We start from the raw sequence: 22,869 nt of genomic DNA on the forward strand, positions 1-22,869 counted from the left end.
AACCGGTGCGTTCAGCGGGCGAGGGCTGAAGCCGGTCGGAGCAGTGCGCGCCGCTGGTAGACCGTGTACGTCAGGCCGCCGAGAACGACATAGGCGGCGAGGAAGGTCGCATACGCGGCGGTGCCGGTGTGGTACGTCAGGAAGGATTCGCGGAAGGCCAGGTTGACCAGGACGCCGCCGAACGCGCCGATCGCGCCGGCGATGGCGATCAGGGCGCCCGCCAGGCTCTGCGCGCGCTCCTCGCCGAGGGTGGCGACCCGCTCATGGAAGAGCCCTGGGATCATCTTGTAGACGGACCCGTTGCCTACGCCGCTGAGGGCGAACAACAGCACGAATCCTGTGACGAACATCGCGAGCGAGTGCTGTGCGGACGCGGCGAGGACGAGCGCCGCGCTCGCCGCCATGGCGGCGAAACTCCACACGGTCACCTGAGCACCGCCGTAGCGGTCCGCGAGCCTGCCGCCGACGGGCCGGGTGAACGAGCCGATCAGCGGGCCGAGGAAGGTCAGGTAGGCCGCGTCCACGGGGGTGGCGAACTGCGCCTTGAACTGGATCTGCAGCACCTGCCCGAAGGCGAAGCTGTAGCCGATGAACGATCCGAAGGTGCCGATGTAGAGCGCCGAGATCACCCACGTGTGCGGCTCGCGGCAGGCGGCGCGCACCGCCGGGAAGCGGTCGGCGGGCCGGGGCAGGTTGTCCATCCACAGCCCGGCACCCAGCGAGCCGAGGACGATGAGCGGCAGGTAGACCCCGGCCAGCAGCCGCGGGTGGCCGGACCCGGCCCACGCGAGCACCGCGAGCCCGGCAAGCTGCACGACCGCGACCCCGAGGTTTCCGCCGCCCGCGTTCAGGCCCAGCGCCCAACCCTTGAGGCGCTGCGGATAGAAGCCGTTGATGTTCGTCATCGAGGAGGCGAAGTTGCCGCCCCCGACGCCTGCGAGTGCGGCGAGCAGCATCAGGGTGCTGTACGAGATGCCGGGGGTGATCAGGGTCGCGGCGAGGGCGCAGGGTACGAGCAGGAGCAGGGCGCTGATGACGGTCCAGGTACGTCCGCCGAAGCGCACGACGGCGATGCTGTAGGGCACCCGCATCGCCGCGCCGATGGCCGTCGGAACGGCGGTGAGCACGAACTTCCCCGCGGCGTCCACGTGGTAGGCCGGGCCGAGGAAGAGCACGAGCACCGACCACAGCGACCAGACGGAGAAGCCGATGTGCTCGGTGAGGATGGAGAACACCAGGTTGCGCCGGGCGACCCGGTCTCCGCCCGCGTCCCAGAACTCGGAGTCCTCAGGTCGCCAGTCGGTGATCGGGGTGCGGCTCAGGGGCGGGGCAGCGGGCACGGTGCGGTCACGCTCCGTTCTGGGTGGATTCGGCTGCGGCGACGTAGATGTGCCCATCGACGCAGCGCACGGGGTATACAGGCAACGCCTCGGGCTGCGGGCCGGCCGGACCGTCCATGCACCGACCGGTGCGCAGGTCGAAGACGTGCTTGAGCATCGGCGACGCGACCGTGTGGGTCCCCTCGCGGGTGCCGATCAGGCCGCGGGAGATGACGCAGGCCCCGGTGAAGGGGTCGCGGTTGTCGACCGCGTACAGCTGTCCGGTTGAGGTGCGGAACACAGCGACCTGGATCTGCGGCTCGGCGCGGGTGCCGGGGTTCAGCAGGGCGGCCACGCCCCGGCCCGGGATCAGCTCGTCCACAGGGCAGATCGGGACCCACGCGGGGGCGATGGCGGCTGGGTGATGCTCGGCCGGGCTCTCGAGAGTGATGGTCACGGCGTGCTCACCAGTTCCTTGTCGTTGCGGTGCGGGGGCCTGCCGATCGCCAGCAGAGGTTTGATCTGTCCGCGCTCGGCGGTGAACTCGATCGACGCGTCCGGCTCGTCCGGCGCGTTGACGAAGGAGGCGAAGCGGCGCAGCGTCTCCGGATCCTCGATGGCCGCGCGCCACTCGTCGGCGTAGCCCGCCACGTGGGCGGTCATCAGCTCGTCCAGCTCGGCGCACAGCCCGAGGCTGTCGTCCAGCACGACGTCGCGCACATGCTCGAGCCCGCCCTCGATGCGCTCGATCCAGGTGGCCGTGCGCTCCAGCCGCTCGGCGGTGCGGATGTAGAACATCAGGAACCTGTCGATCGCCTGGATCAGCTCCGGCTCGCTCAGGTCCTTGGCGAACAGGTCCGCGTGCCGCGGCCGGAAGCCGCCGTTGCCGCCGACGTACAGGTTCCAGCCGTTCTCGGTGGCGATCACGCCGATGTCCTTGCCCTGCGCCTCGGCGCATTCGCGGGCGCAGCCGGAGACGGCGGCCTTGATCTTGTGCGGGGCGCGCAGTCCGCGGTAGCGCAGCTCGAGGTCGATGGCGAGACGGACCGAGTCCTGCACGCCGTACCGGCACCAAGTGGAGCCGACGCAGGACTTGACCGTGCGCACCGCCTTGCCATAGGCGTGTCCTGATTCGAAGCCCGCGTCCACCAGGCGGCGCCAGATCGCCGGGAGCTGTTCGACGCGGGCGCCGAGCAAGTCGATCCGCTGCCCGCCGGTGAGCTTCGTGTACAGGCCGAAGTCGCGGGCCACCTCGCCGATGACGATGAGTTTCTCCGGGGTGATCTCTCCGCCGGGGATCCGCGGGACGATCGAGTACGAGCCGTTGCGCTGGATGTTCGCCAGGAAGTGGTCGTTGGTGTCCTGCAGCGCGGCCTGCTCGCCGGTGAGGATGTGCGTGGGGCCGCCGAGCTTCCCGGCCAGCGAGGCGAAGATCGAGGCGACGGCCGGCTTGCAGATCTCGCAGCCCTCCTGGCTGACGCCGTGCTCGGCCAGCAGCCGGGCGAAGCTGTCGATCCGGCGCACCGACACGATCTCGTAGAGCTCCGCGCGGGTCTGCGGGAAGTGCGCGCACAGCGCGGTGGAGGCTTCGACACCGCACGAGGCGAGGAGCTTGCCGAGGAGCGGAACGCAGGAGCCGCAGCCGGTAGCCGCCTTCGTGCACTGCTTGAGCGCGCCTACGCTGTCGCAGCCTGCTTCGACGATCGCTCGGGTGAGGTCGCCCTTGGAGACGTTGTGGCAGCTGCAGATCGTGGCCGAATCCGGCAGTGCGCCGATGCCGAGGGCCGGGCCGCCGCCTTCCGCCGCGGGCAGCAGCAGCCGGATCGGCGCGATCGGCAGCTTGGTGCCGGTTCCGGCCAGCGGCTTGAGTGTGTCGTAGGCGGCGGCGTCGCCGACGAGGATTCCGCCGAGCAGTGCGCCCGCCTCGTCCACGACCAGCTTCTTGTAGACGCCCTCTGTGTCGTCGGCATAGTGGACGATGACGGCGCCGGGCGCGGCGGCGAAGGCGTCACCGAACGATGCGACGTCCACGCCGAGCAGCTTGAGCTTGGTGGACAGGTCGGCGCCGGTGAACGGTTTCGGGTCGCGGTCGACGATGTCCCGCGCGGCCGTCTCCGCCATCGCGTAGCCCGGGGCCACGAGTCCGTAAACCCGCCCGTCGACCGCGAGAGCGCACTCGCCGACCGCGTAGATGCGCGGGTCGGTCGTCCGACAGTGGTCATCGACGCGAATGCCGCCGCGCTCGCCGACCTCGAGGCCGCTTGCGCGGGCCAGGTCGTCGCACGGCCGCACGCCCGCCGCGAAGACGACCAGGTCGACCCCGAGATCACGCTTCTCGTCGCCGCAGGCCAGCACCATGCTCGCCGCCGCGCCGTCAGGTCCGGCGCACACGGCGTCGGTGCGGGTCGCGGCGTGCACGGCGACGCCCAGCTCCTCGATACGCCGCCGCAGCGCCCCGCCGCCGGCCTCGTCGACCTGCAGGGGCATCAGTCGCGGCGCGAACTCCACTACGTGCGTCTCGAGACCGAGCGAGCGCAGCGCCCCGGCGGCCTCCAGACCGAGCAGCCCGCCGCCGACCACCGCGCCGACGCGGCGCCCCGCCGCGTAACGCTTGATCGCGTCAACGTCCTCGACCGTGCGGTACACGAAGCAACCGGGCAGGTCGTGGCCGGGCACCGGCGGAACGAACGGGCGCGAGCCGGTGGCCAGGACGAGGAAGTCATAGTCGTATCGCTCGCCCGAGTCCGTGTGCACCGCCCGGGCCGCCCGGTCGATGCTCACGACCGTCCGGCCGAGCACCACCCGTACGCCCGCAGGCTCGGGATAGGTCAGATCCTCCGCGCTCGCGCCGTCGAACAACGACGTCAGGTGCACCCGGTCGTACGCCGGACGCGGCTCCTGGGCGAACACGGTGATCTCCGCCTGCGGAGCCAAGCCGGCGAGCAGCTCCGCGCAGCGGTGCCCGACCATCCCGTAGCCGGCGATCAAGATCCTCATGCGTGCGTTACCGTCCTCGCTGGAAAAGAGTGGGACGAGAGCACGTTCGGCCATGCCCGTGACGCCGGTGCGTCGCGACTGTTTCCCGGTCGGCACAGGCTGATCAGTTTCCGCGGATCGCCCAAGTACGACGGTGGCTTACGGCGGCGTTTCCGCCGCGCAACAACCGCGAAACACAGTTCGCGCAACCTGCCGCCATGTCGAGCGCGCAGCCCACCCCCAGGACCCCGGTGCTCGAGCCGGGTTTCGGGGATCAGCCGCTGCTGGGCTGCACCGTCGCGGTGACGGCTGACCGGCGGCGCGATGACATGGTCGCGCTGCTGCGTCGGCGCGGGGCCCGGGTGATCGAGGCGCCGACCCGCAAGCTGGTGCCGTTGGAGGACGACACCGAGGCGCGCGCCGCCACCGCCGAGTGCCTGCGGGCGCCGCTGGACTACGCCGTGGCCACCACCGGGCGCGGCTGGCGCGGCTGGATCTCCGCGGCCGAGGGCTGGGGCTGGGCGGAGGAGTTGCAGGCGACGCTGGCGCGAGCGACGGTCGTGTCGCGCGGGCCGAAGGCCACCGGCGCGGTGCGCGCCAGCGGCCTGCGCGAAGACTTCGCCGCCGCCTCCGAGCTGTGCAGCGAGGTGCTCGCATGGCTGCGCGCCCGGGAGATCGCGCGCAAGCGCATCGCCGTGCAGCAGTACGGCGCCACCGACCCGGCCATCGACTGCGACCTGGCCACCGAGCTGCGCGGTGACGGTGCCGAAGTGATCGCCGTGCCGGTATACCGGTGGAATCCGCCGGAGGACCGGACCGCGGTCGGCCGGCTGATCAACACGATCGCCGCGCGCGAGGTGCACGCCGTCGCCTTCACCTCGGCGCCCGGGGCCGAGGCGCTCCTCGAGGCCGCGGCGGCGGCCGGCGAGGACGTCCTCGACCGAGTGTTGGAGGCGTTTCGCACCGACGTGATCGCCGCGTGCGTCGGTCCGGTGTGCGCGGGGCCGTTCGAAGCGGTGGACGTGCCGACTGTGCAGCCCGACCGCGCACGCCTCGGCGCGCTCGTCGCGGAGCTGTGCACGGCGATCCCGGCGCGGGTGCGCAGGAGCATCCCGACGGAGGACGGGCGCACGCTGGTGATCCAAGGCACCGCCGCGCTCGCCGGAGGGGAGCCGGTGCTGCTGCCGCCGGTGCTGGCCGCGGTGTTCGGGGAACTCGCCAGGCGGCCGGGGCTCGTGGTCTCGCGCAGCGACCTGCTGCGCCGCGCCTGGGGCACGCGGAACGCGGTGACGACGGCCGGCGGCCGGGACGAGCACGTGGTCGAGGCGACGATCGCGCGGCTGCGTACGGCGCTGGGCTCCGACGGCGACCTGATCCGCACCGTGACCAAGCGCGGCTACCGCCTCGCCGTCCGGCCGGACGTGGCCCAATGACCGGCTGGATGGCGAGCGCAGTGACCGGCGCGCGGCGCGTCGGCCGCCGAACCGCGGCCGCCCTTCCGCTGATTGTCGCCGCGTGACCGTGGAGAAGACATCACCCGTGCTCCGCCTTGGGACCGGGGCCGACCAGACGAGCGCGGCGTGCTCATACTGCGGGGTCGGCTGCGGCGTCGTGCTCGACATCGCCGAAGACGCCCACGGACTCCGCCGCGTCGTCAAGGTCTCAGGAGACAAGGCCCACCCGGCCAACGCCGGCCGACTGTGCACCAAGGGAGCGACGAGCGCGGAGATGTTGGCCGTTGGCGGCCGGCTCACCGAACCGCTGATCCGCGCGGAACGCGGCGCGGCGCCCGCGCCGACCTCGATGGACGACGCAGTCGCCGAGAGCGCGCGACGGCTGCGCGCGATCCTGGCCGAGCACGGACCGGACGCGCTGGCGTTCTACGTCTCCGGCCAGATGACGCTCGAGGCCCAGTACCTCGCGAACAAGCTGGCCAAGGGCTTCGTGCGGACCAACCAGATCGAGTCCAACTCGCGGCTGTGCATGGCCAGCGCGGGCAGCGGATACAAGCTCTCGCTCGGCGCGGACGGCCCGCCGGGTTCCTACGAGGACTTCGATCAGGCGGAGCTGTTCCTCGTCATCGGCTCGAACATGGCCGACTGCCACCCGATCCTGTTCCTGCGGATGATGGAGCGGGTCAAGGCGGGCGCGAAACTCATCGTCGTCGACCCGCGGCGCACCGCGACCGCGGCCAAGGCAGACCTCTTCCTCCAGATAAAGCCGGGCACGGATCTCGCCCTCCTCAACGGCCTGCTTCACCTGCTGGTGGAGCAGGGCGTGATCGACCAGGCGTTCATTGAGGAGCACACAGAAGGCTGGGCGCAGATGCCCGGCTTCCTGGAGGACTATCAGCCCACGATGGTCGCCGGGACCACAGGGCTCGATGAGGCCGGCATCAGGCAAGCGGCGCAGTGGATCGCCGACGCGGGCCGGCGCTGGATGAGCTGCTGGACCATGGGCCTGAACCAGTCCACACACGGCACCTGGAACACCAACACGCTGATCAACCTGCACCTGGCGACCGGCGCGATCTGCCGCCCCGGTGCGGGCCCGTTCTCCCTGACCGGCCAGCCGAACGCCATGGGCGGACGCGAGATGGGCTACATGGGGCCGGGCCTTCCCGGGCAGCGCTCGGTGCTCGACCCCGAAGACCGCGCCTTCACCGAAGCGCTCTGGGACCTGCCGCCGGGCACGCTGCGCACGGACGTCGGCCGCGGCACGATCGAGATGTTCGAGCGCATGGCCGCCGGGGAGATCAAGGCCTGCTGGATCATCTGCACCAACCCCGTCGCCTCCGTCGCCAACCGCAGAACCGTGATCGAAGGGCTCGAAGCCGCCGAGCTGGTGGTGACCCAGGACGCCTTTGCGGAAACCGAGACCAACGCATACGCCGACATCGCCCTGCCCGCGGCGCTGTGGACCGAGGCCGAGGGCGTCATGGTGAACTCCGAGCGGAACCTGACCCTGAATCGGCAGGCGGTCGATCCGCCCGGCGAGGCCCGCCCCGACTGGCGGATCATCGCCGACATCGCCTGCGCGATGGGCTTCGCCGAGGCGTTCACGTACGAGAGCGCTACGGAGGTTTTCGAGGAGCTCAAGCGGGCCTGGAACCCGAAAACCGGCTGGGACCTGCGCGGCGTCACCTACCAGCGACTATGCCGTACCCCGGTGCAGTGGCCCGCCGCACGCGAGGACGGCCCGGCGCGCAATCCCGTGCGGTATCTGAACGACGGCGTCAGCCAGAAGCTGCTGGAACGACCGGACGGGACCCGGCCGCGCCTGGCGTTCCCGACCTTGAGCGGCCGCGCCGTCTTCCACGCGCGCCCGCACCTGCCCGCCGCCGAACTGCCGGACGACGACCACCCGTTCGTGCTCAACACCGGCCGGCTGCCGCACCAGTGGCACACGATGACGAAGACCGGCAAGATCGACAAGCTCACGAAGCTCAATCCCGGCCCGTTCGTGGAGATCCACCCGCAGGACGCGCAGCGGCTCGGGATCGCCGAGGGTGACCAGATCGAGGTGGCCTCGCGCCGCGGCCGGGCGGTGCTGCCCGCGCGCATCACGGATCGGGTGCGGCCGGGGGACTGCTTCGCCCCGTTCCATTGGAACGACCTGTTCGGAGAGTACTTGAGCGTGAACGCGGTGACGAACGACGCCGTCGACCCCGTCTCGTTCCAACCGGAGTTCAAGCACTGCGCCGTCACGCTGACCAAGGTCCCGGCCCCTGCGGAGGCACAACCCGTCCCGCAGGGCGGGCAACCGCGGCCGGTCCCGGCGTCGGCGTTCGATCTCGCCTCTCACCTCGGCCTTTCCACGCCGGCCCCGCCGGACTTCAACCCGATCGAGCAGCGCTACCTGACCGGCTTCCTCGCCGGGCTCGCCGCGGCACCGGATGCCTCCTGCGTACCGACGCTGCCGGCGAACGCGCCGCTCCATCCCGACAACGCGCTATGGGTCAACGGCCTGCTCGCTGGGGTCTACTCGCGTACGCGCATCGCCGTCGACGCACCTGCGCAGGCTCCCGCGACCGACGGTGCGCAGCCGATGCGCACGATCGCCGTCCTCTGGGCCTCCCAGACCGGGAACGCCGAGGCGATTGCACAGAAGACCTCCAGCACTCTGACCGACCGCGGTTTCCGCGTCTCGCTGACCAGCATGGAACGCATCACTCTGGCAGACATCCGCCAACTGACCGACGTACTCGTCGTCACGAGCACGTACGGGGACGGAGACGCCCCGGACAACGGCAGCGAGTTCTGGCACGCCCTCGCGGCCGAGAACGCGCCGCGTCTGGAGAGCCTGCGCTATGCCGTGCTGGCCCTCGGCGACTCCGGCTACGCCGAGTTCTGCGGCCATGGCCGACGCCTGGACCAGCGGCTTTTCGAGCTCGGCGCCGAACGCCTGACCGCGCGGGTGGACTGCGAACCCGACTACGAGCCGACCGCCACGCAGTGGCTTACGCGTGTGGTCAGCCTGCTGGCCGATCCCCGGCCCACGCCATCGGTCGCGAGCAGACCAGCCCGGCCGACACGCGCCGAGCCGTTCGCCGCCCGCCTCACCGCCAACCGCCTCTTGAGCCGACCCGGCGCGACGAAGGAAGTGCGCCAGTTCACCCTCGACACCGGCGGCGGATCGCTGGAGTACGAGGCGGGCGACGCGCTCGGCGTGTGGCCTGCCAACCGCCCGGACCTGGTCGAAGAATGGCTCGCCGCCACCGCGGTCGCCGCCGACGCCGAGGTGATCGTCGCGAATCAGGACATGGGCCAGACCGCGACTCCGAACCCGGTGCCCTTCGCCGAGGCGCTGCGCCGACACCTCGACATCACACGCATCACCCCGGACCTGCTCCGCCTCGCCCTCGACCGCACCGGCGACCACGGTCTCAAGCGCCTGCTGCGGCAGGGCAACAAGGCGGAGACGGCCAAGTGGGCCTGGGGCAGGCAGGCGGTCGACGTGGTCCGGGAGTTCGGGCCGCGCCTGAGCGCGCAGGAATGGGCCGATCTGCTCAAGCCCCTGCAACCTAGGTTTTACTCGATCTCCTCAAGCCCGCTGACCGACCCGGACCACATCGACGTCACCGTGTCGGTCGTGCGCTACACGGGATATCAAGGTCGCGCGAGGACGGGCGTCGCGTCAGGCTTCCTCGCCGACCTTGACGCCGAAGCCGAGGCGGTGCCCGTCTTCGTCCGCCAAGCCCCGCACTTCAAGCCGCCCGCGGACCCCGACACTCCCGCGATCATGATCGGCCCCGGCACCGGCGTCGCCCCCTTCCTCGGCTTCCTCCACGACCGCCGCGAACGCGACCACCACGCCCCCAACTGGCTCTTCTTCGGCGAGCAGCGCCGAGCCACCGACTTCTACTACCGCGAGGAGCTCGAAGAACTCCGGCGCCACGGCACGCTCACCCGCCTCGACCTCGCCTTCTCGCGCGACCAACGCGAAAAGGTCTACGTGCAGGACCGCATGCACGAACACGCCGCCCAACTCTGGGCCTGGATCAGAGACGGCGCCCACGTCTACGTGTGCGGCGACGCCAGCCGCATGGCCAAAGACGTCGACCAGGCCCTGCGCGACATCGCCACAGCCCACGGCAACCTCGACGCCGAAGAAGCGGGCGTCTACCTCAAAACCCTCGCCTCCGAGCGCCGGTACGCCCGCGACGTCTACTGAGGCCGCGGCGCCGGGCACGGTCGCGCGGCTGCGCTTCGACCCGGTGGGCCCGTGACCCGATCGTGGCTGCAAACGCCCCGGAAGGCCCGAGGATTCATGCAAGAATCCCCCGTATCCGCTTCAGGCAGCCGGCGATCAAGCTCCGGCCGGAGGAACGCGAGGGGGCGACCGCGGAGTGGAGCTACGGCCATCCCTCGACGCGGCTGCCACCGAAGAGCTGGTTGGCCTGCGGCCGCCGGACGGCGGCCCGCTGGACTGGAACGACGATCTGTGGGCGGACACGCGGAACGATCTGGTGCGCGTGCCTCCTCCAGGCGCGGAAGACGTCACGGTCGTCCTGCCGCGCATCACGGATGAGGAAGAACGGCGCCCGGCCCAGTCGTTCGGGCTCCGGGAAGCCCTCGTCCTGACCGCCGTCGCAGCGCTTCAAATCGCACTGGCCTGGCGTGTGGTCGGCACTGCCGCCGCCGATCAGGCGGCGATGGTGAAGGCGGGGCACCAGGAGATCGCCTACCTGCTCCACGGCCGGCACATCACCCGTTACGAGACCGTGCTGCCGGGCGCCCCGGTGCTCTATCCGGTCCTTGCTGCGGCGTTCGATGCGTTCGGCGGGGCCCACGCCGTGCACGCCGTCAACCTCTTGTTTGCCGTGCTCGCCAACGTCGGCGTGTACTGCACCGCGCGGCGCTTCGACGGACCGGTAGCGGGCACGCTCGCGGCACTGCTGTTCGCGCTGCTGAGCCCGACGCAGCACCTCAGTGGGGCAGGTACCTACGACGCTCCAGCGACGTGCCTGCTGGTCTGGTCAGCGTGTTTCGCGGTGAGATTCGCCTTCGCCGACGGCCGCCACGCCGTGTGGCTCGCGCCGGTGCTGATGCTGGCGGCGAACTGGACGTCGTATCTCACAGTGCTCTGGGATCCGGTGATCTTCGCACTCATCGCGTTCGCCGGGCCGGGCTACTCCGCCTGGAAGACTTCGCGGGCGTGGAACGCTCAGCGCGTCGCCCTGGTGGCGGGCGTCCTCGCGGAGATCACCCTTCTCATCGGCCGGGCGCCGTCCTTCACCGGGATCGCGGCGACCGTGATGGACCGGTCGGCGTCCCACTCGACCACGCGGATCGTCCTCACACACTGCGCGCAATGGCTCTGGCCGGTGCTGGTTCCGGCTCTGCTCGGGGTGATCACGGCGGCTTGGCGGCTACAGCGCGGGGCCGCGGCGCGTGCCGATGTGGCTGTTTGCGCGACGCTCCTGGCCGCGGGACTCCTCGCCCCTCTCAACCAGCTGCGATGGCACTCGCTGGACGGCGGCCTGTCGCACTGCGCGATCAGCGCGGCCTTCGCTGCCGTCGCGGCCGGTGTGTTCCTCCGGCGGCTCTGCTCGGCGGTGCGCGGGCGGTTATTGCAGCGGCAGGACGACGAGTTTCATCGGCTCAATACCCAGGCGGAATGACGCGAGCGTAGACGTGTCCGCGTCGAAGCCCCAGTCGGTGCCCGCGCCCTCCGCCTTCGTGTACTCGAACCAGATGAACCCGATGACGCCGCTCTGCTTGGGCAGCCAGGTCAGGAAGTCGGTGGTCCAGGCCGCCTTGAACGAACCGGGCTGACTGCCGATCTCGGTGATCAGCATCGGCTTCGAGGTGAACTTGCGGATCTGCTGGAGCGTGGGGTCGATCAGCTGCGGGGCGGTGTGCTCGGTCACGTCGTACGCCGACAAGCCGACCCAGTCCACGTAGGCGTCTCCGGGGTAGAGCTCCTTGAGCGGCGTCTTGGCGCTGCGGATGATGTTCGGCGCCCAGACCCAGATGACGTTGTCGGCGTGTTCGCGGGTGAAGATGTCGTGGATGTGCCGCCAGGCTTGGGCGTACTGGCCGGTGGTGTTGCCGTTGACGCCTTCGGCCCAGGGGTACCAGTTGCCGTTCATCTCGTGGGCGAAGCGGATCGCGACGACCCATTTCGCGTCGCGCACCGCGTCGGCGAATTTCGCGATGTACGCGTCGTGCGAGCCGTCGATGATGGTGGACAGCTTGTACTCGGGAAAGTTCACCTGCGTCGTGCGGGCGTTGCCGCCGGGGGAGGGCTCCCAGGTCAGCACCGGGAGCATCCCTTGAGCGTAGGCGTCCTGCACCGGGACGACGCTGAAGTCCTGCGTCCAGTTGACGAAGTACTCGACCATGTCGGGCGGGGTGCCCGCGGTCTGCGCGATCTGCGAGCCGGCGTTCGCCGACCACGGCATGTCCGGCTCGGCGACCCCGAAGTACTTGCCGCTCGTCGCCATGATCTGCGCCTTGGACGGAACGTTCGCCGGGAGCGCCGCACCGCCCGGGACGTTGATCGCCGGACCCGCGGCGGTGGAGGCATGCCCGGTCGCTGCGTTGGCCGCGGCGGTATCGAGGCGGCTCGAGGTGTGCATCACCAGCGCCGTGAGGGACGCGAGCAGGAACACGTTGACGAACATCCAGATCCTGACCCGCTTCTGGCCGTCGGTCCGCCGCCTAGACACTGATGTACACCGCCAAGAACAGCAGGACGCTTCCGAGCAGATAGGGGATCGCGACCAGCGGGTTGCGCGCCCGTTCGCCGGCGAAGCTGTCGGCGCGGGTGCCCCAGCCCGCGTTGTGCGCGCAGCGGAAGAAGCCGACCAGCCGGACCGGCAGCAGGATCAGGGTATTGATCGCCATGAAGACGGGCAGGAACAGGATGTCGCCGGGCCGGTGGGCGAAGTGGCGGCCGAACCGGGTGGAGACGGACAGCAGCGACAGGATGCCCCCGAGCGTCAGGATGAAGATCAGCGAGCCGAGGCCGCCGCCGGAGAACGGCAGCAGGCCGTAGATCTGCGGGCGGCTGCTGCGGGTCAGCGCCGCGGCCACCCACGAGGCGAGCGTGCCGAGCAGCACGAACGGCACGAGGATGTCCACGCCGTAGAAGACCGCGAGGAACCGGGCTTCGCGCAGCATCCACGGCATCATCCGCAGCGTGTTGTACTGCGAGCCGCGGGCCCACCGGTACTGCTGCTTGACCAGCTTCCTTATCTTGAGCGGCGCGTCCGTGTAGACCAGCGAACTGGCCTGGTAGACGGTCTTGTATCCGGCCATGAGCGCGTAGTTGGTCAGCGTCCGGTCGTCGCTGACCTCGAGGAAGACGCCGAGGAACTTCTCGCTCAGGAACCGGTCCATGCAGTCGAGCAGGATCCGCCTGCGGAACGCGATGGTCCGGCCGGGCAGGCAGCCGACGGTGCCCAGCACGCTCATCGCGGGCATCGAGTACTCGCAGCGCACGCTCTCGAGCCAGTCCGCCCACCGGGTCAGCACCGACCGCTCCGGATCGAGGATGCGCTGGCGCGTGGTCACCCCGCCGACCTGGGGGTGGCGGAAGGGTTTGACCAGCTCGAAAAGCGTGCCGGGGGTCCAGATCGTGTCCGAGTCGACCAGGACCGCGATCTCGCCGCGGGTCCGCTCCAGGCCGATGCGCAGCGCGTTGCGCTTGCCCGGTATCTCGGTCCAGACCCAGGTCACGCCGACCTCGTCGCAGATCCGCTCGAGCACCTCGTTGCGCCGCCCGTTGATCACGACGACGACCTCGGTCGGCCCCTGCCCCACGATGCGGGACAGCACGTCGCTGAACAGGTCTTCCGGCTCGTCGACCACGGGGATGATGACCGAGGTCGTCCCGGACCACGGTTGCAGCCACGGCCGATAGCGGCGCCTGAGCACGACGCGGATGATCCAGAGCGTCCAGACCAGCAGCATGAAGGCTGCGAAGGGATAGAAGTCGCCGTCGAACCACCAGCGGCGCAACTCCAGCAGGAACGCGAGCATCGGACCGCTAGTCCGTCGTGGCCGGGGTCGCGGCGCGGGGCGTGGCCAGGTGGTCGGACAGCCACGCCAGGGCGGGTCCGATCTCCACGCTCCAGGTGGCGAAGTTGTGCCCGCCCTCCGGCTCGGCGAGCGTGCTCACTTGCATCGGCGCCTTCGCCAGCGCCGCGAACTGCATCGTCGGCTGGTAGTTCGCCTCGCCGGTCTTGCTGGTGGTCAGCAGGGCGCTGACGGGCGGCGGCGGCAGGTGCTCGATCCGCCACATCAGGTCGTTCTCGTCGCGTACGTCCTGGCTGTTGGCGTAGAGCGTGCCGGTGGTGTGGTCCTGCAACGCGTCGAAGTAGCCGGAGATGTCCGCGGCGGCGGCGAACCGGTCGGAGTCCATCATGGCCAGCTTCAGCGCGCAGTAGCCGCCGGTGGACACGCCGATCAGCCCCCACCCCTTGGTCCACGTCATGACCCGGTAGGTGGAGTCGACCGCGGTGGGCAGATCCTGCGCCCAGAAGGTCTCGGTCTGCGGACCGCCCGGAACGTCCGTGCACTCGGTGTCCAGGCCGCCGACGACCTCCGGGGAGACCATGATCAGCACCATCGGCCCGGCCTGCTTGGCGCGCATTTCTGCCAGCAACTGCTTGGGGAAGCCGAGGCTCGAGGACAGTTCGTCCGGTGTGCCGGGATAACCGGCGATCACGATCGCTGCGGGGAACTGCGTCTTCGCATACGACCTCTGAAAGTACTGAGGAGGCAGATAAACCTGGGCGGATTCAGATAAGCCGGTTCGCAGGCCATGGATGGCGACGTACTGAATCTCGCCGTAGCGCGACGGATCGGAGCCGCCGACCAACGCCGAGCCGCCGGTGGCGTGCACCGAGATCTGCGGCCCGACGACGCCCGCGGCCGCCGCGGCCGGCGCCTGATCGGCCACGGTGGCGGTGCCGCCCTGGACCGTCCCGAGCAGGTCGTCCCAGTTGGTGTAGAACTCGAACTGCTTGTTGACGACCGCCGCGAAGGCCGCGAGCACCGACAGCTGCGTGGCCAGCAGCAGGCCTATTCGACCGGCGAGATGGTCGGCCGACCGTTTCGCGAGCTTGGGCCACGCCCGCAGCGTGCCGGCGAAGAACGCGGCAGCCAGGGCGATCGTCACCACCACCAGTGCCGAGCTGTCCGGGTTCATCGTTTGTGCGCTCTCCTTCGCCGACACAGAGCGCACCGAGACGCGGGAACCCCCACGGGTCGGCTGGGAAGACGGATGTTGCGCTCACGTCGTCTCAGGGCACAAAACGGGAGCAGATTCGTATATTGCGTTTCGCCTTGCATGCCCTTGACCCCCTCAGCCGTTCACTGACGAGGAAGAGGCGCATCGCGCGGCGTATCCGTTACGCCGCCCAGGCTGCGGCACGGGGAGCCGGCGGCCACAGGACCGCCGGCTCCTCGCGCCACTACACCTCTGTCGGCGGCACGATGCGGCGCTGGTCTTCGCGGGTGCTCGGGCCGGGGGTGGCGTCGGCGATCCAGGGGCCGTCGATGGACGGGTCGAGGATGCCGCGCTCGAGCCAGGTGTACCGGTTGGCGAGGAGCTGTTTGGCGATCTGGCGGTCGTGGTCGTCGGTGTTGTTCCAGAGCCGGCCGAACAGCTCCTCGACCCGCAGGCGCGATTGGCGGCAGAAGTTGTCGGCGAGTTCTGCCGCGCCGGCGGCCTCGGTGTCGCCTTTCTCGCTGGACTCGGCTCTCAGGGTCTTCGCGTAGACGCAGGCGGCGGACATCGCGTACAGCTCGGCGCCGATATCCACGATGCGGCCGAGGAAGAGTTGCCGGTATTCCAGTCCTGCTCGCCAGCGGGCCATGCCGTAGAAGGTGTTGCGGGCCAGCCTGCGTGCCGCGCGCTCCACGAAGCGCAGGTGTTCGGCCAGCGGGCCGTACGCGGCGAAGCCGGTCGGCGACAGTCCCTCGCCGACCACCAGGCCGGGAAGCCACCGTGCGTAAAAGCCTCCGGCACGGGCGGCGGCGCGGGCCTTTTGGCTGGTGTCTGCCTTGGGATCCACTATTTCGCCCGCGACGGACAAGTGCGCGTCTACTGCTTCACGGGCGATCAGCAGCCGCATGATCTCGCTGGAGCCCTCGAAGATGCGGTTGATCCGCACATCGCGCAGCACCTGCTCGGCCGGCACGCCGCGCTCCCCGCGCGCGGCCAGCGACTCGGCCGTCTCGAAGCCTCGGCCGCCGCGAATCTGCACCAGTTCGTCGGCGATGAGCCACGCCTGCTCGGAGCCGTACAGTTTGGCGAGCGCGGCCTCGATGCGGATGTCGTGCCGGTCGGCGTCGGCCAGCCGGCCGGAGACCTCGAGGACCGCCTCCAGGGCGAACGCCGTCGAGGCGATGTAGGCGAGCTTGCCGGCGACCGCCTCGTGCCCGCCGATCGGCCCGCCCCACTGCTCCCGCGCGTTGGACCACTCGCGGGCGATCTTCAGGCTCCACTTGGCGGCGGCCGCGCACACCGCGGGCAGCGCGAGACGGCCGGTGTTCAGCGTGGTCAGCGCGATCTTCAGGCCCTCGCCCTCGCGCCCGATCCGGTTGGCCGCGGGCACCTCCACCTGGTGCAAGCGGGTCACGCCGTTCTCGATGCCGCGCAGCCCCATGAAGGCATTGCGATTCTCGACCGTGATGCCCGGCGAACGCGCCTCGACCACGAACGCGGTGATGCCGCCGCGGTGCCCCTCGCTGCGCGGCACCCGGGCCATCACCACGAGCAGGTCGGCGAGCACGCCGTTGGTCGTCCACAGCTTGACGCCGTCGAGTACGTAGGTCTGCCCGTCGTCGCTGGGCACCGCGGTGGTGGCCAGCCGTGCCGGGTCGCTTCCGACGTCGGGCTCGGTCAGCAGGAACGCGGTGATCTCGCGCACGCACCGGGGCAGGAACAGCTTGCGCTGCTCGTCGTTGCCGAAGAGCTTGACCGGCTGCGGCACGCCGATCGACTGGTGCGCCGAGAGCAGGGCGCCGATCGACGGATGCACCGTGCTGACCAGCATCAGGGCCCGGTGGTAGTAGACCGCGGGCAGGCCGAGTCCGCCGTACTCGCGCGGGATCTTCATGCCGAACGCGCCGAGGTCCTTGAGCCCGTTGATCAGCTCGTCCGGGATCCGGGACTCGCGCTCGATCAACCGGCCGTCCGCCTCGGCCTCGCAGAACTCGCGCAGCCGGGCCAGGAACTCCTCACCGCGCCGGCTCTCCTCCGGGTCGACCGGCGGAAGCGGATCGATCAGGTCGAGGCGCAGGTGGCCGAGGAACAACTCCCGCCCGAAGCTCGGCCGGTCCCATCGGCTCTCCCGGGCCTCTTCGGCTACCTGCCGGGCTTGTTCGGCGCCGGACGGGGTGGGGGTCGAGGGAGAGATGGTGTCAGGGGAAGGGGAGGTCTCGGGAGAAGGGGCAGCGGCGGTGGATGGGGTGGGGTCGGAAGAAGGGGTGGGCTCGGTGCGGCCGGAATCCAGGTCGGTCATCTCGGCTCCCAACGTCGGCCGTGGGTTCGAGGGGGACTGCATCCGGCTTACCACGCTACTACCGGGCGGTAACTTCGCCGAGACGCAGAGGCCGGGAGACGGGTGCATTCATCCATGCGAACTACACACACCCGTACACCCGGCCTCCGCGTCGTGACTTTCAGCCCGGGGGACCGCGGCTACGTCAGGAGAACTGGATGATCACGGCGCTCCCCGCCTGCACGGTCACGGTGGCGACCCCGTGGTGGACGTGCACGGTGGTGGACTGCGGCGGCGCGAAGGCTCCGTGCGGGCCGACCTGCTGCCCGCCGAGCGTGATGCCGGTCGTGGCCGAGAGGCCCGCGGAGGAGGAGGTCGCCAGGGCGATCGAGCTTCCGCTGCGCAGGCCGCTGCCCAGGTTGAGGCTGATCTTGGTCGCGCGGTTCGAGGCCGGGTCCTGAACGTCGTCCAACACGACGGTCAGGTGGTCGCCGTTCTTCACGGCATAGGCGCGTATGTTGGCGGAGTCGGAGTTGTCCAGCGCCACGAAGTTGCCGGTGCCGACGAGTTCGGTGGCGAGCATGCCGTAGTACAGCGGACGCGGCGTCAGGTCGCCGGTGGTCGGGCACAGCGGCGTGTAGGGGTCGCAGGCGCCAGAGGCGGTCGTACCGCTCATGAAGTTCTCGCTCGCGATTCCGTCCTGCGCGAGCAGGAGGCTGTAGTCCAGGGACCACAACGCCGCGGCGAAGACGTCGCTGACGCCCGCCATGCCGGCGCAGACGGTCGAGTTGGTCTCGGTCATCGCGGCCGGGACGTGCAGCTGCGCGGCCGCGGCCAGCGCCGCCTGCGCGTTGGCGGTCTCGTACTGCACCGAGCCGGTACCCAGCAGCTCCGGGATGGTCGCGGTCGAACTGCCGCAGGCGCTGGTCGGGTAGGTGTGGTCGGTCACCTCGTAGACGTCCGGGTGCGCGGCGTCGTCGGCGGCGAACCCGCCGAGCCACGAACTGTGGTTCGTCTCGGCGTCGGGCGCGGTGAGGCCGATGCCCGGCACGGCCGCCTTGATGGCCGCCGCGTAAGTCTCGAACTCGGCGTAGTACGCGTTGACGTCGCTGAAGTAGAAGTTGGGCTCGTTGCCGACCTCGATCGCCAGCAGGGAGCTGCCGAAGATCTGCTGTGCGTAGTGCGCTTCGTCGGCGGCCCTGGCCGGGTCCGGGTGCTTGAGGTTGACCGCGAGGATGACCTTCCAGCCGACGGACTGGACGAGCGTGGCGAGGTGCTGCAGCTTGTCCGGGGTGATCACGCCGCTGGTCGCCCAGCTCGGCGCGGGCTCGCCGGTCGAGGTCCAGAAGGTCGCGTCGCCGGAGTTGCCGCCGACCCGGATCACCCCGGTCGGGCCGAGCGTCTTGAGGAAGCCGGCGAAGTCGGTCGTGGCGTAGTTGTCGGCCGCGACGGTGGCGGCCCCGAAGGAGAACCCGACGAAACCGGAATGCAGCGGATTGCCGACCTGGTCGGGGTGCACGGTGATCGACAGGCTCGCGTGCTTCGCGGGCTGAGCCTGGCCACCGGTCGCCTGTGCCGTCCCTACGCCGATCAATGTCGCGGCGGTGACACCGAGGGCGACGGCGGCGCGCGCGCGTACGGAACTTCTCATGATTGTTTCTCTGACTCCTGCCTTCGACGCTGAGCACGATGAGGAAGGAGCACAGTGTTTCCGCCGTACACGGTGCTCATGCGCTGCGTCTCGGACGGCCAAGGCGCTCGCCGAAGCCTGAGATCCGCACACGCACGGTCCACAATGTCGTCGGTGTTACGAGCCGCCGCAAGCATGTGTGAGGCAAAATTTCAGATAAGCGATTAATGTTCACAACGGTGAACAGCTAATTCAGTTATACGCGGTCCGCTGCGATCAATAGATAGTGGAAGCTGCCTTCGCGGTACGCGGTCAAGAAGGCCTCTTCGATACCCGTGGCCACCGAGGACTGCGCCCGCAGCTCCCAGTAGGGGATCGTCGCGGGCGTCAGGTCCAGTACGGTGATCGGCGTCAGGCCGTTGGCGGCCAGCGCGCGGAAGTAGGCGCTGCGCGGGTGGATGTTGCACGTGTAGTGCTCGTCTATCCGGCTTACCGCCTTGGACCGCAGGCCCGTGACGTCGTTGGAACACCCGGTGATGCAGACGTACCGGCCGCCGTGGGGGAGCAGCCGGGCGAATTCCGCGTAGAGCTCGTTCAGGTCGACGTACATCGTCGTCTCGTTGGTCCAGATGCCGCGCTTCGAGCCGGACTCGAATCCGGTGTCGAGCATGTTGCGGAAGTGGAAGCGCACCACGTCGCTCACGCCGCGCTCGACGGCCCGGTCGTTGGCGAAACCGGCCTGGTACTCGGAGATGGTGACCCCGTCGACGCGGCAGCCGAACCGGTAGTGCGCCATCAGGCTGGTGCCGCCGCGGCCGCAGCCCGCGTCGAGCAGCCGGTCGCCCGGTCCCACCACGCCGAGGTTGTCGAGCAGGACGTCGGCCTGCGCGCTCTCCAGCCGGTGCAGCTCCTCGATGATCCGCTGGTCGCGCTCGTCCGGCGACACTTCCAGGACGGCCGGGTCGTAGTCGCCGAGGCCGTAATGGTGGTGGTAGAACCCGTCCACCTCGCCGAGCCGCAGATTGACCGGGTCCTGCGTGTGCGTGTCCCAGTACTGCGCGACAGCCCGCTGATACGCGGTGCGCAGCACCGGGGAGAGCTGAGACAGGGACTGCGTCACGGGCTGCGTCACGGGCTGCGTGTCGGGCGGGGACTGCGTCATCGGGTCGACTCCTTTTCGCGGGCCGTCGCGTAGTGGGCGGTGGTGCGGTGCCATTCGTGGTTGCCGCCGAGCCAGGCCCACACCCCGGCCAGGAACCGAGCCAGCGCGGGCGAGCCGGCGGCGGCCAGCGCGGCGGCTTCATGCTCGTAGGTGCGGACCAGCTCGTCGTGCAGCGCTGCGGCGCGCCGCACTGCCTCGCCGGGCGAGCACTGCTCCTCGGCGGCGATCAGCGTGGGCAGGTTGTAGTCGTACTGGGCGCCGCGCTGCTCCTTGCTCATCGAATACAGGTCGTTGACGAGCGTGGTGGCCAGGCCCGCCATCAGCACCGCCCGGCGCACCGGGGGAGCGCCGTACTCGGTCGCTGACAAGTGATAGCCGCCGACGACATCGATCACGGCGATGGTTGGCATGAAGCTGTTCTGCTGGCGTTCGGCGAGGTACTGCCACACGGGTGGGACGAAGTCGGTGCGGCGCCAGGACCCCTCGGTGTTGTAGCCGTTGAACAGCGCGGCCAGTTCGAGACGCAGCCGGTCGACCTGTCCAGGGGTCGCGTACCGCGCGAGATGCCCGAGCGCGGAACCCAGCGCGACACGAACCGGGTCCTCGCGCAACGCCGCGTCCAGCGCCGGCTGACGCTGCGCCCCGATCACCGGCGGATCGATAGTCGCGTACGCCAAGCCGAGCCGGGCGCCCAGCAGGTCGGGCCGGGCGCCCTCGGACTCGTCATCGCAGTACGCGTCGTCGGTAGCCCACTCGGCGAGCGCGCATTTGGCGGCGGCCAGCAGCCGGTCCGGGTCCTCGCTCTCGGGGTGGACGAGCATGATGAAGCGGCCGAAGTTCGCCTCCCGGACGTGGTCGAGGCTGTCCGGGTAGAGGCCGATCTCCTTGGCCCACGCGAGGAGCCGCTCGTTGACCAGCTCGCCGAGCGCCGGGTCGTCGCGCAGCGCGGGCGGGGAGTAGAGCTCGGGCACTGTTCCGTTCTGGCTGGCTCCGTTCTGCGCGGCCTGGTCAGGCTGCGCGCCGCCGGTGCCGGGCCGACCGAGCGGGGCGCGGTCGGCCCGAGGTGGAACGGGACGCAGCGACGAGGTGCCCAAGCCGCGCGGCCCGCCGAGGACCGGCTTCGCGGGCCGAAGTGAGGCCGGTGCCGAGGGCGGCGCGGCGAGCAGGGCGGCGGCCAGCGCGGCGGCTTCGTGCCGCGCGGGAGGCGCGGCCACACGGTTCAACAGGGACATGGCGACCTGAAGTTCCTCTCCTGAAGATGAACGCCGTGCGCGAGCGCATCGGAACCTGCGTCAAGCGGCTGGATCAAGACCGCGGCCTGGAGATCTCCACGTTCTCGAGCACACCCAGCGCGTCCGGCACCAGCACGGCGGCCGAGAAGTACGTGGACACCAGGTAGGAGATGACGGCCTTCTCGTTGATCCCCATGAAGCGCACGTTGAGTCCGGGCTCGTACTCGTCGGGGATGCCGGTCTGGTGCAGGCCGACCACGCCCTGGTCGTCCTCGCCGGTGCGCAGGGCGAGGATCGAGGTGGTGTGCCCGTCGCCGACCGGGATCTTGCCGCAGGGGAAGATCGGCACGCCCCGCCAGGCGGGGATCCGGTGGCCCTCCTCGTCCGCGGAGCCGAAGTACAGGCCGCGGCTGTTGCACTCACGGCCGAACGCCGCGATCGCCTTGGGGTGGGCCAGCAAGAGCCGGGTGCCGCGGCGCATGCTCAGCAGCTCGTCCAGGTCGTCCGGCGTCGGTGGGCCGGAGTGGGTCTGGATGCGCTGGTCGTTGTCGGCGTTGTGCAGCAGGCCGAAGTCCGGGTTGTTGACCAGCTCCCACTCCTGGCGTTCGCGCAGCTCCTCGATGGTCAGCCGCAGCTGGTGCTCGGTCTGGTCCATCGGGTCGTTGTAGAGGTCCGCGACCCGGCTGTGGATCCGCAGCACGGTCTGGGCCACGCTCAGCTCGTACTCGCGCGGTTCGACTTCGTAGTCCACGTAGGTGCCGGGCAGCTCGACCTCGCCGTCGTGGCCGGAGGCGAGTTCGACCGTATGCTCGCCGTGGCGGTTCGCCTGCTGCGTGTCGGTGAGGTACCGCATGACCGACTCGCGCAGCGCCTCGGAGCTGTCGAACAGCTCCTGGAACGCGCGCCAGGGCAGAACCAACAGCGTGCCCGCCGTGGCCGCCTTGACGGTGTAATCCCACCGCGCATCGGAGCGGCCCAGGGCCTCCTCGCCGATGTGGTCACCGTCGGCGGCGTAGCCGAGCACTGTGGTCTGTCCGTACTTGCCGGTGCCGACCTTGTTCACCTTGCCGTGGCCGACCAGGTAGACCTCGTCGACCGGCCGGCCCTCCTCGACGATCACCTCGTCGGCGGCGACCTCGCGCGGGGTGAAGCGGGACGCCAGCGCTTCCAGCAGCGCGGCGTCGTCGACGCTGCGCAGCCCGGGCAGCTCGACGAGGGAAGGCGCGAAGACCCGCAGATCGGTGCCCGTCCGGAGGAAGCTGACCCGGCCGCTCCCGATCGCGTAGCTGAGCCTCCGGTTGACCCGGTACGTGCCGCCCGACACCTGCACCCACGGCAGCTTGCGCAGCAGCCAGCGCGAGCTGATCCCCTGCATCTGGGGGGCGGACTTGGTGGTCGTCGCCAGATTCCGCGCCGCCGCGATGCTCAGGCTCTGCCGGGTCTGCTCGCTCGCCGGCCCCAGTCCGGACGGTTCGGGAATCGTCGCTGTCATGTAAGGCCGCCTCCGAAACGGATCGAATTGCGCATCGTGCCTCTGCCTCCTAAGCAAAACGGGGCAGCAGGCGATCGCCAATGGCGCCCAGGGAGCACTT

At 70.1% G+C, this 22,869-nt stretch carries 14 protein-coding genes; 3 read left to right on the forward strand and 11 right to left on the reverse strand.

Annotated elements, in window-relative coordinates; all coding sequences use genetic code 11:
- Positions 1–11 precede the first annotated feature (11 nt).
- The 3 genes from VGZ32_RS23545 to nirB are packed head-to-tail and all read right to left on the reverse strand — an operon-like array spanning position 12 to position 4,316.
- Positions 12–1,397 (reverse strand): MFS transporter, encoded by a 1,386-nt coding sequence (locus tag VGZ32_RS23545; protein ID WP_414642588.1) that lies wholly within the window; start codon positions 1,395–1,397, stop codon positions 12–14.
- Positions 1,348–1,776 (reverse strand): nitrite reductase small subunit NirD, encoded by a 429-nt coding sequence (gene nirD / locus VGZ32_RS23550; protein WP_326888347.1) that lies wholly within the window; start codon positions 1,774–1,776, stop codon positions 1,348–1,350. Before nirD ends, VGZ32_RS23545 begins: the two co-directional genes overlap by 50 nt.
- A complete protein-coding gene (gene nirB, locus VGZ32_RS23555; RefSeq protein WP_326888348.1) occupies positions 1,773–4,316 on the reverse strand; it encodes a nitrite reductase large subunit NirB in 2,544 nt (847 codons plus the stop codon). The genes nirD and nirB overlap by 4 nt, the downstream gene beginning before the upstream one ends.
- A 197-nt stretch (positions 4,317–4,513) precedes the next feature.
- Between nirB and VGZ32_RS23560 the strand changes: the two genes are divergently transcribed.
- The 3 genes from VGZ32_RS23560 to VGZ32_RS23570 all read left to right on the forward strand — a co-directional run bounded on the left by VGZ32_RS23560 (position 4,514) and on the right by VGZ32_RS23570 (position 11,418).
- A complete protein-coding gene (locus VGZ32_RS23560) occupies positions 4,514–5,728 on the forward strand; it encodes a uroporphyrinogen-III synthase (RefSeq protein WP_326888349.1) in 1,215 nt (404 codons plus the stop codon).
- Positions 5,729–5,816: 88 nt separating this feature from the next.
- On the forward strand, positions 5,817–9,968 hold the full coding sequence (locus VGZ32_RS23565; protein ID WP_349263723.1) for a bifunctional nitrate reductase/sulfite reductase flavoprotein subunit alpha: 4,152 nt from the start codon (positions 5,817–5,819) through the stop codon (positions 9,966–9,968).
- Between the two features lie 175 nt (positions 9,969–10,143).
- On the forward strand, positions 10,144–11,418 hold the full coding sequence (locus VGZ32_RS23570; RefSeq protein WP_326888351.1) for a hypothetical protein: 1,275 nt from the start codon (positions 10,144–10,146) through the stop codon (positions 11,416–11,418).
- Here VGZ32_RS23570 and VGZ32_RS23575 read toward each other — a convergent pair.
- The 8 genes from VGZ32_RS23575 to VGZ32_RS23610 form a co-directional block, all read right to left on the reverse strand.
- A complete protein-coding gene (locus tag VGZ32_RS23575) occupies positions 11,365–12,468 on the reverse strand; it encodes a glycoside hydrolase family 26 protein (RefSeq protein WP_326888352.1) in 1,104 nt (367 codons plus the stop codon). The two genes, VGZ32_RS23570 and VGZ32_RS23575, sit on opposite strands and share 54 nt — an antisense overlap.
- Entirely contained in the window at positions 12,461–13,783 is a 1,323-nt protein-coding gene (locus VGZ32_RS23580) for a glycosyltransferase family 2 protein (protein WP_326888353.1), read from the reverse strand. The genes VGZ32_RS23575 and VGZ32_RS23580 overlap by 8 nt, the downstream gene beginning before the upstream one ends.
- A gap of 7 nt (positions 13,784–13,790) precedes the next feature.
- Positions 13,791–14,954, reverse strand: a complete 1,164-nt coding sequence (locus VGZ32_RS23585) for an alpha/beta hydrolase (protein ID WP_326888354.1) — start codon at positions 14,952–14,954, stop codon at positions 13,791–13,793.
- A 265-nt stretch (positions 14,955–15,219) separates the two neighbouring features.
- Entirely contained in the window at positions 15,220–17,274 is a 2,055-nt protein-coding gene (locus VGZ32_RS23590) for an acyl-CoA dehydrogenase family protein (protein WP_326888355.1), read from the reverse strand.
- Between the two features lie 184 nt (positions 17,275–17,458).
- Positions 17,459–18,904: a glycosyl hydrolase family 79 C-terminal domain-containing protein gene (locus VGZ32_RS23595; RefSeq protein ID WP_326888357.1), complete on the reverse strand. Its 1,446-nt coding sequence runs from the start codon at positions 18,902–18,904 to the stop codon at positions 17,459–17,461.
- 235 nt (positions 18,905–19,139) lie between these two features.
- Positions 19,140–20,045 (reverse strand): geranyl diphosphate 2-C-methyltransferase, encoded by a 906-nt coding sequence (locus VGZ32_RS23600; protein WP_326888358.1) that lies wholly within the window; start codon positions 20,043–20,045, stop codon positions 19,140–19,142.
- Entirely contained in the window at positions 20,042–21,277 is a 1,236-nt protein-coding gene (locus tag VGZ32_RS23605) for a family 2 encapsulin nanocompartment cargo protein terpene cyclase (RefSeq protein ID WP_326888359.1), read from the reverse strand. The genes VGZ32_RS23600 and VGZ32_RS23605 overlap by 4 nt, the downstream gene beginning before the upstream one ends.
- A gap of 73 nt (positions 21,278–21,350) precedes the next feature.
- Positions 21,351–22,769: a family 2B encapsulin nanocompartment shell protein gene (locus VGZ32_RS23610; protein ID WP_326888360.1), complete on the reverse strand. Its 1,419-nt coding sequence runs from the start codon at positions 22,767–22,769 to the stop codon at positions 21,351–21,353.
- Between the last annotated feature and the right edge of the window lie 100 nt (positions 22,770–22,869).

This window comes from Actinocrinis sp., assembly GCF_035938995.1.
Lineage (GTDB): Bacteria > Actinomycetota > Actinomycetes > Streptomycetales > Catenulisporaceae > DASZGI01.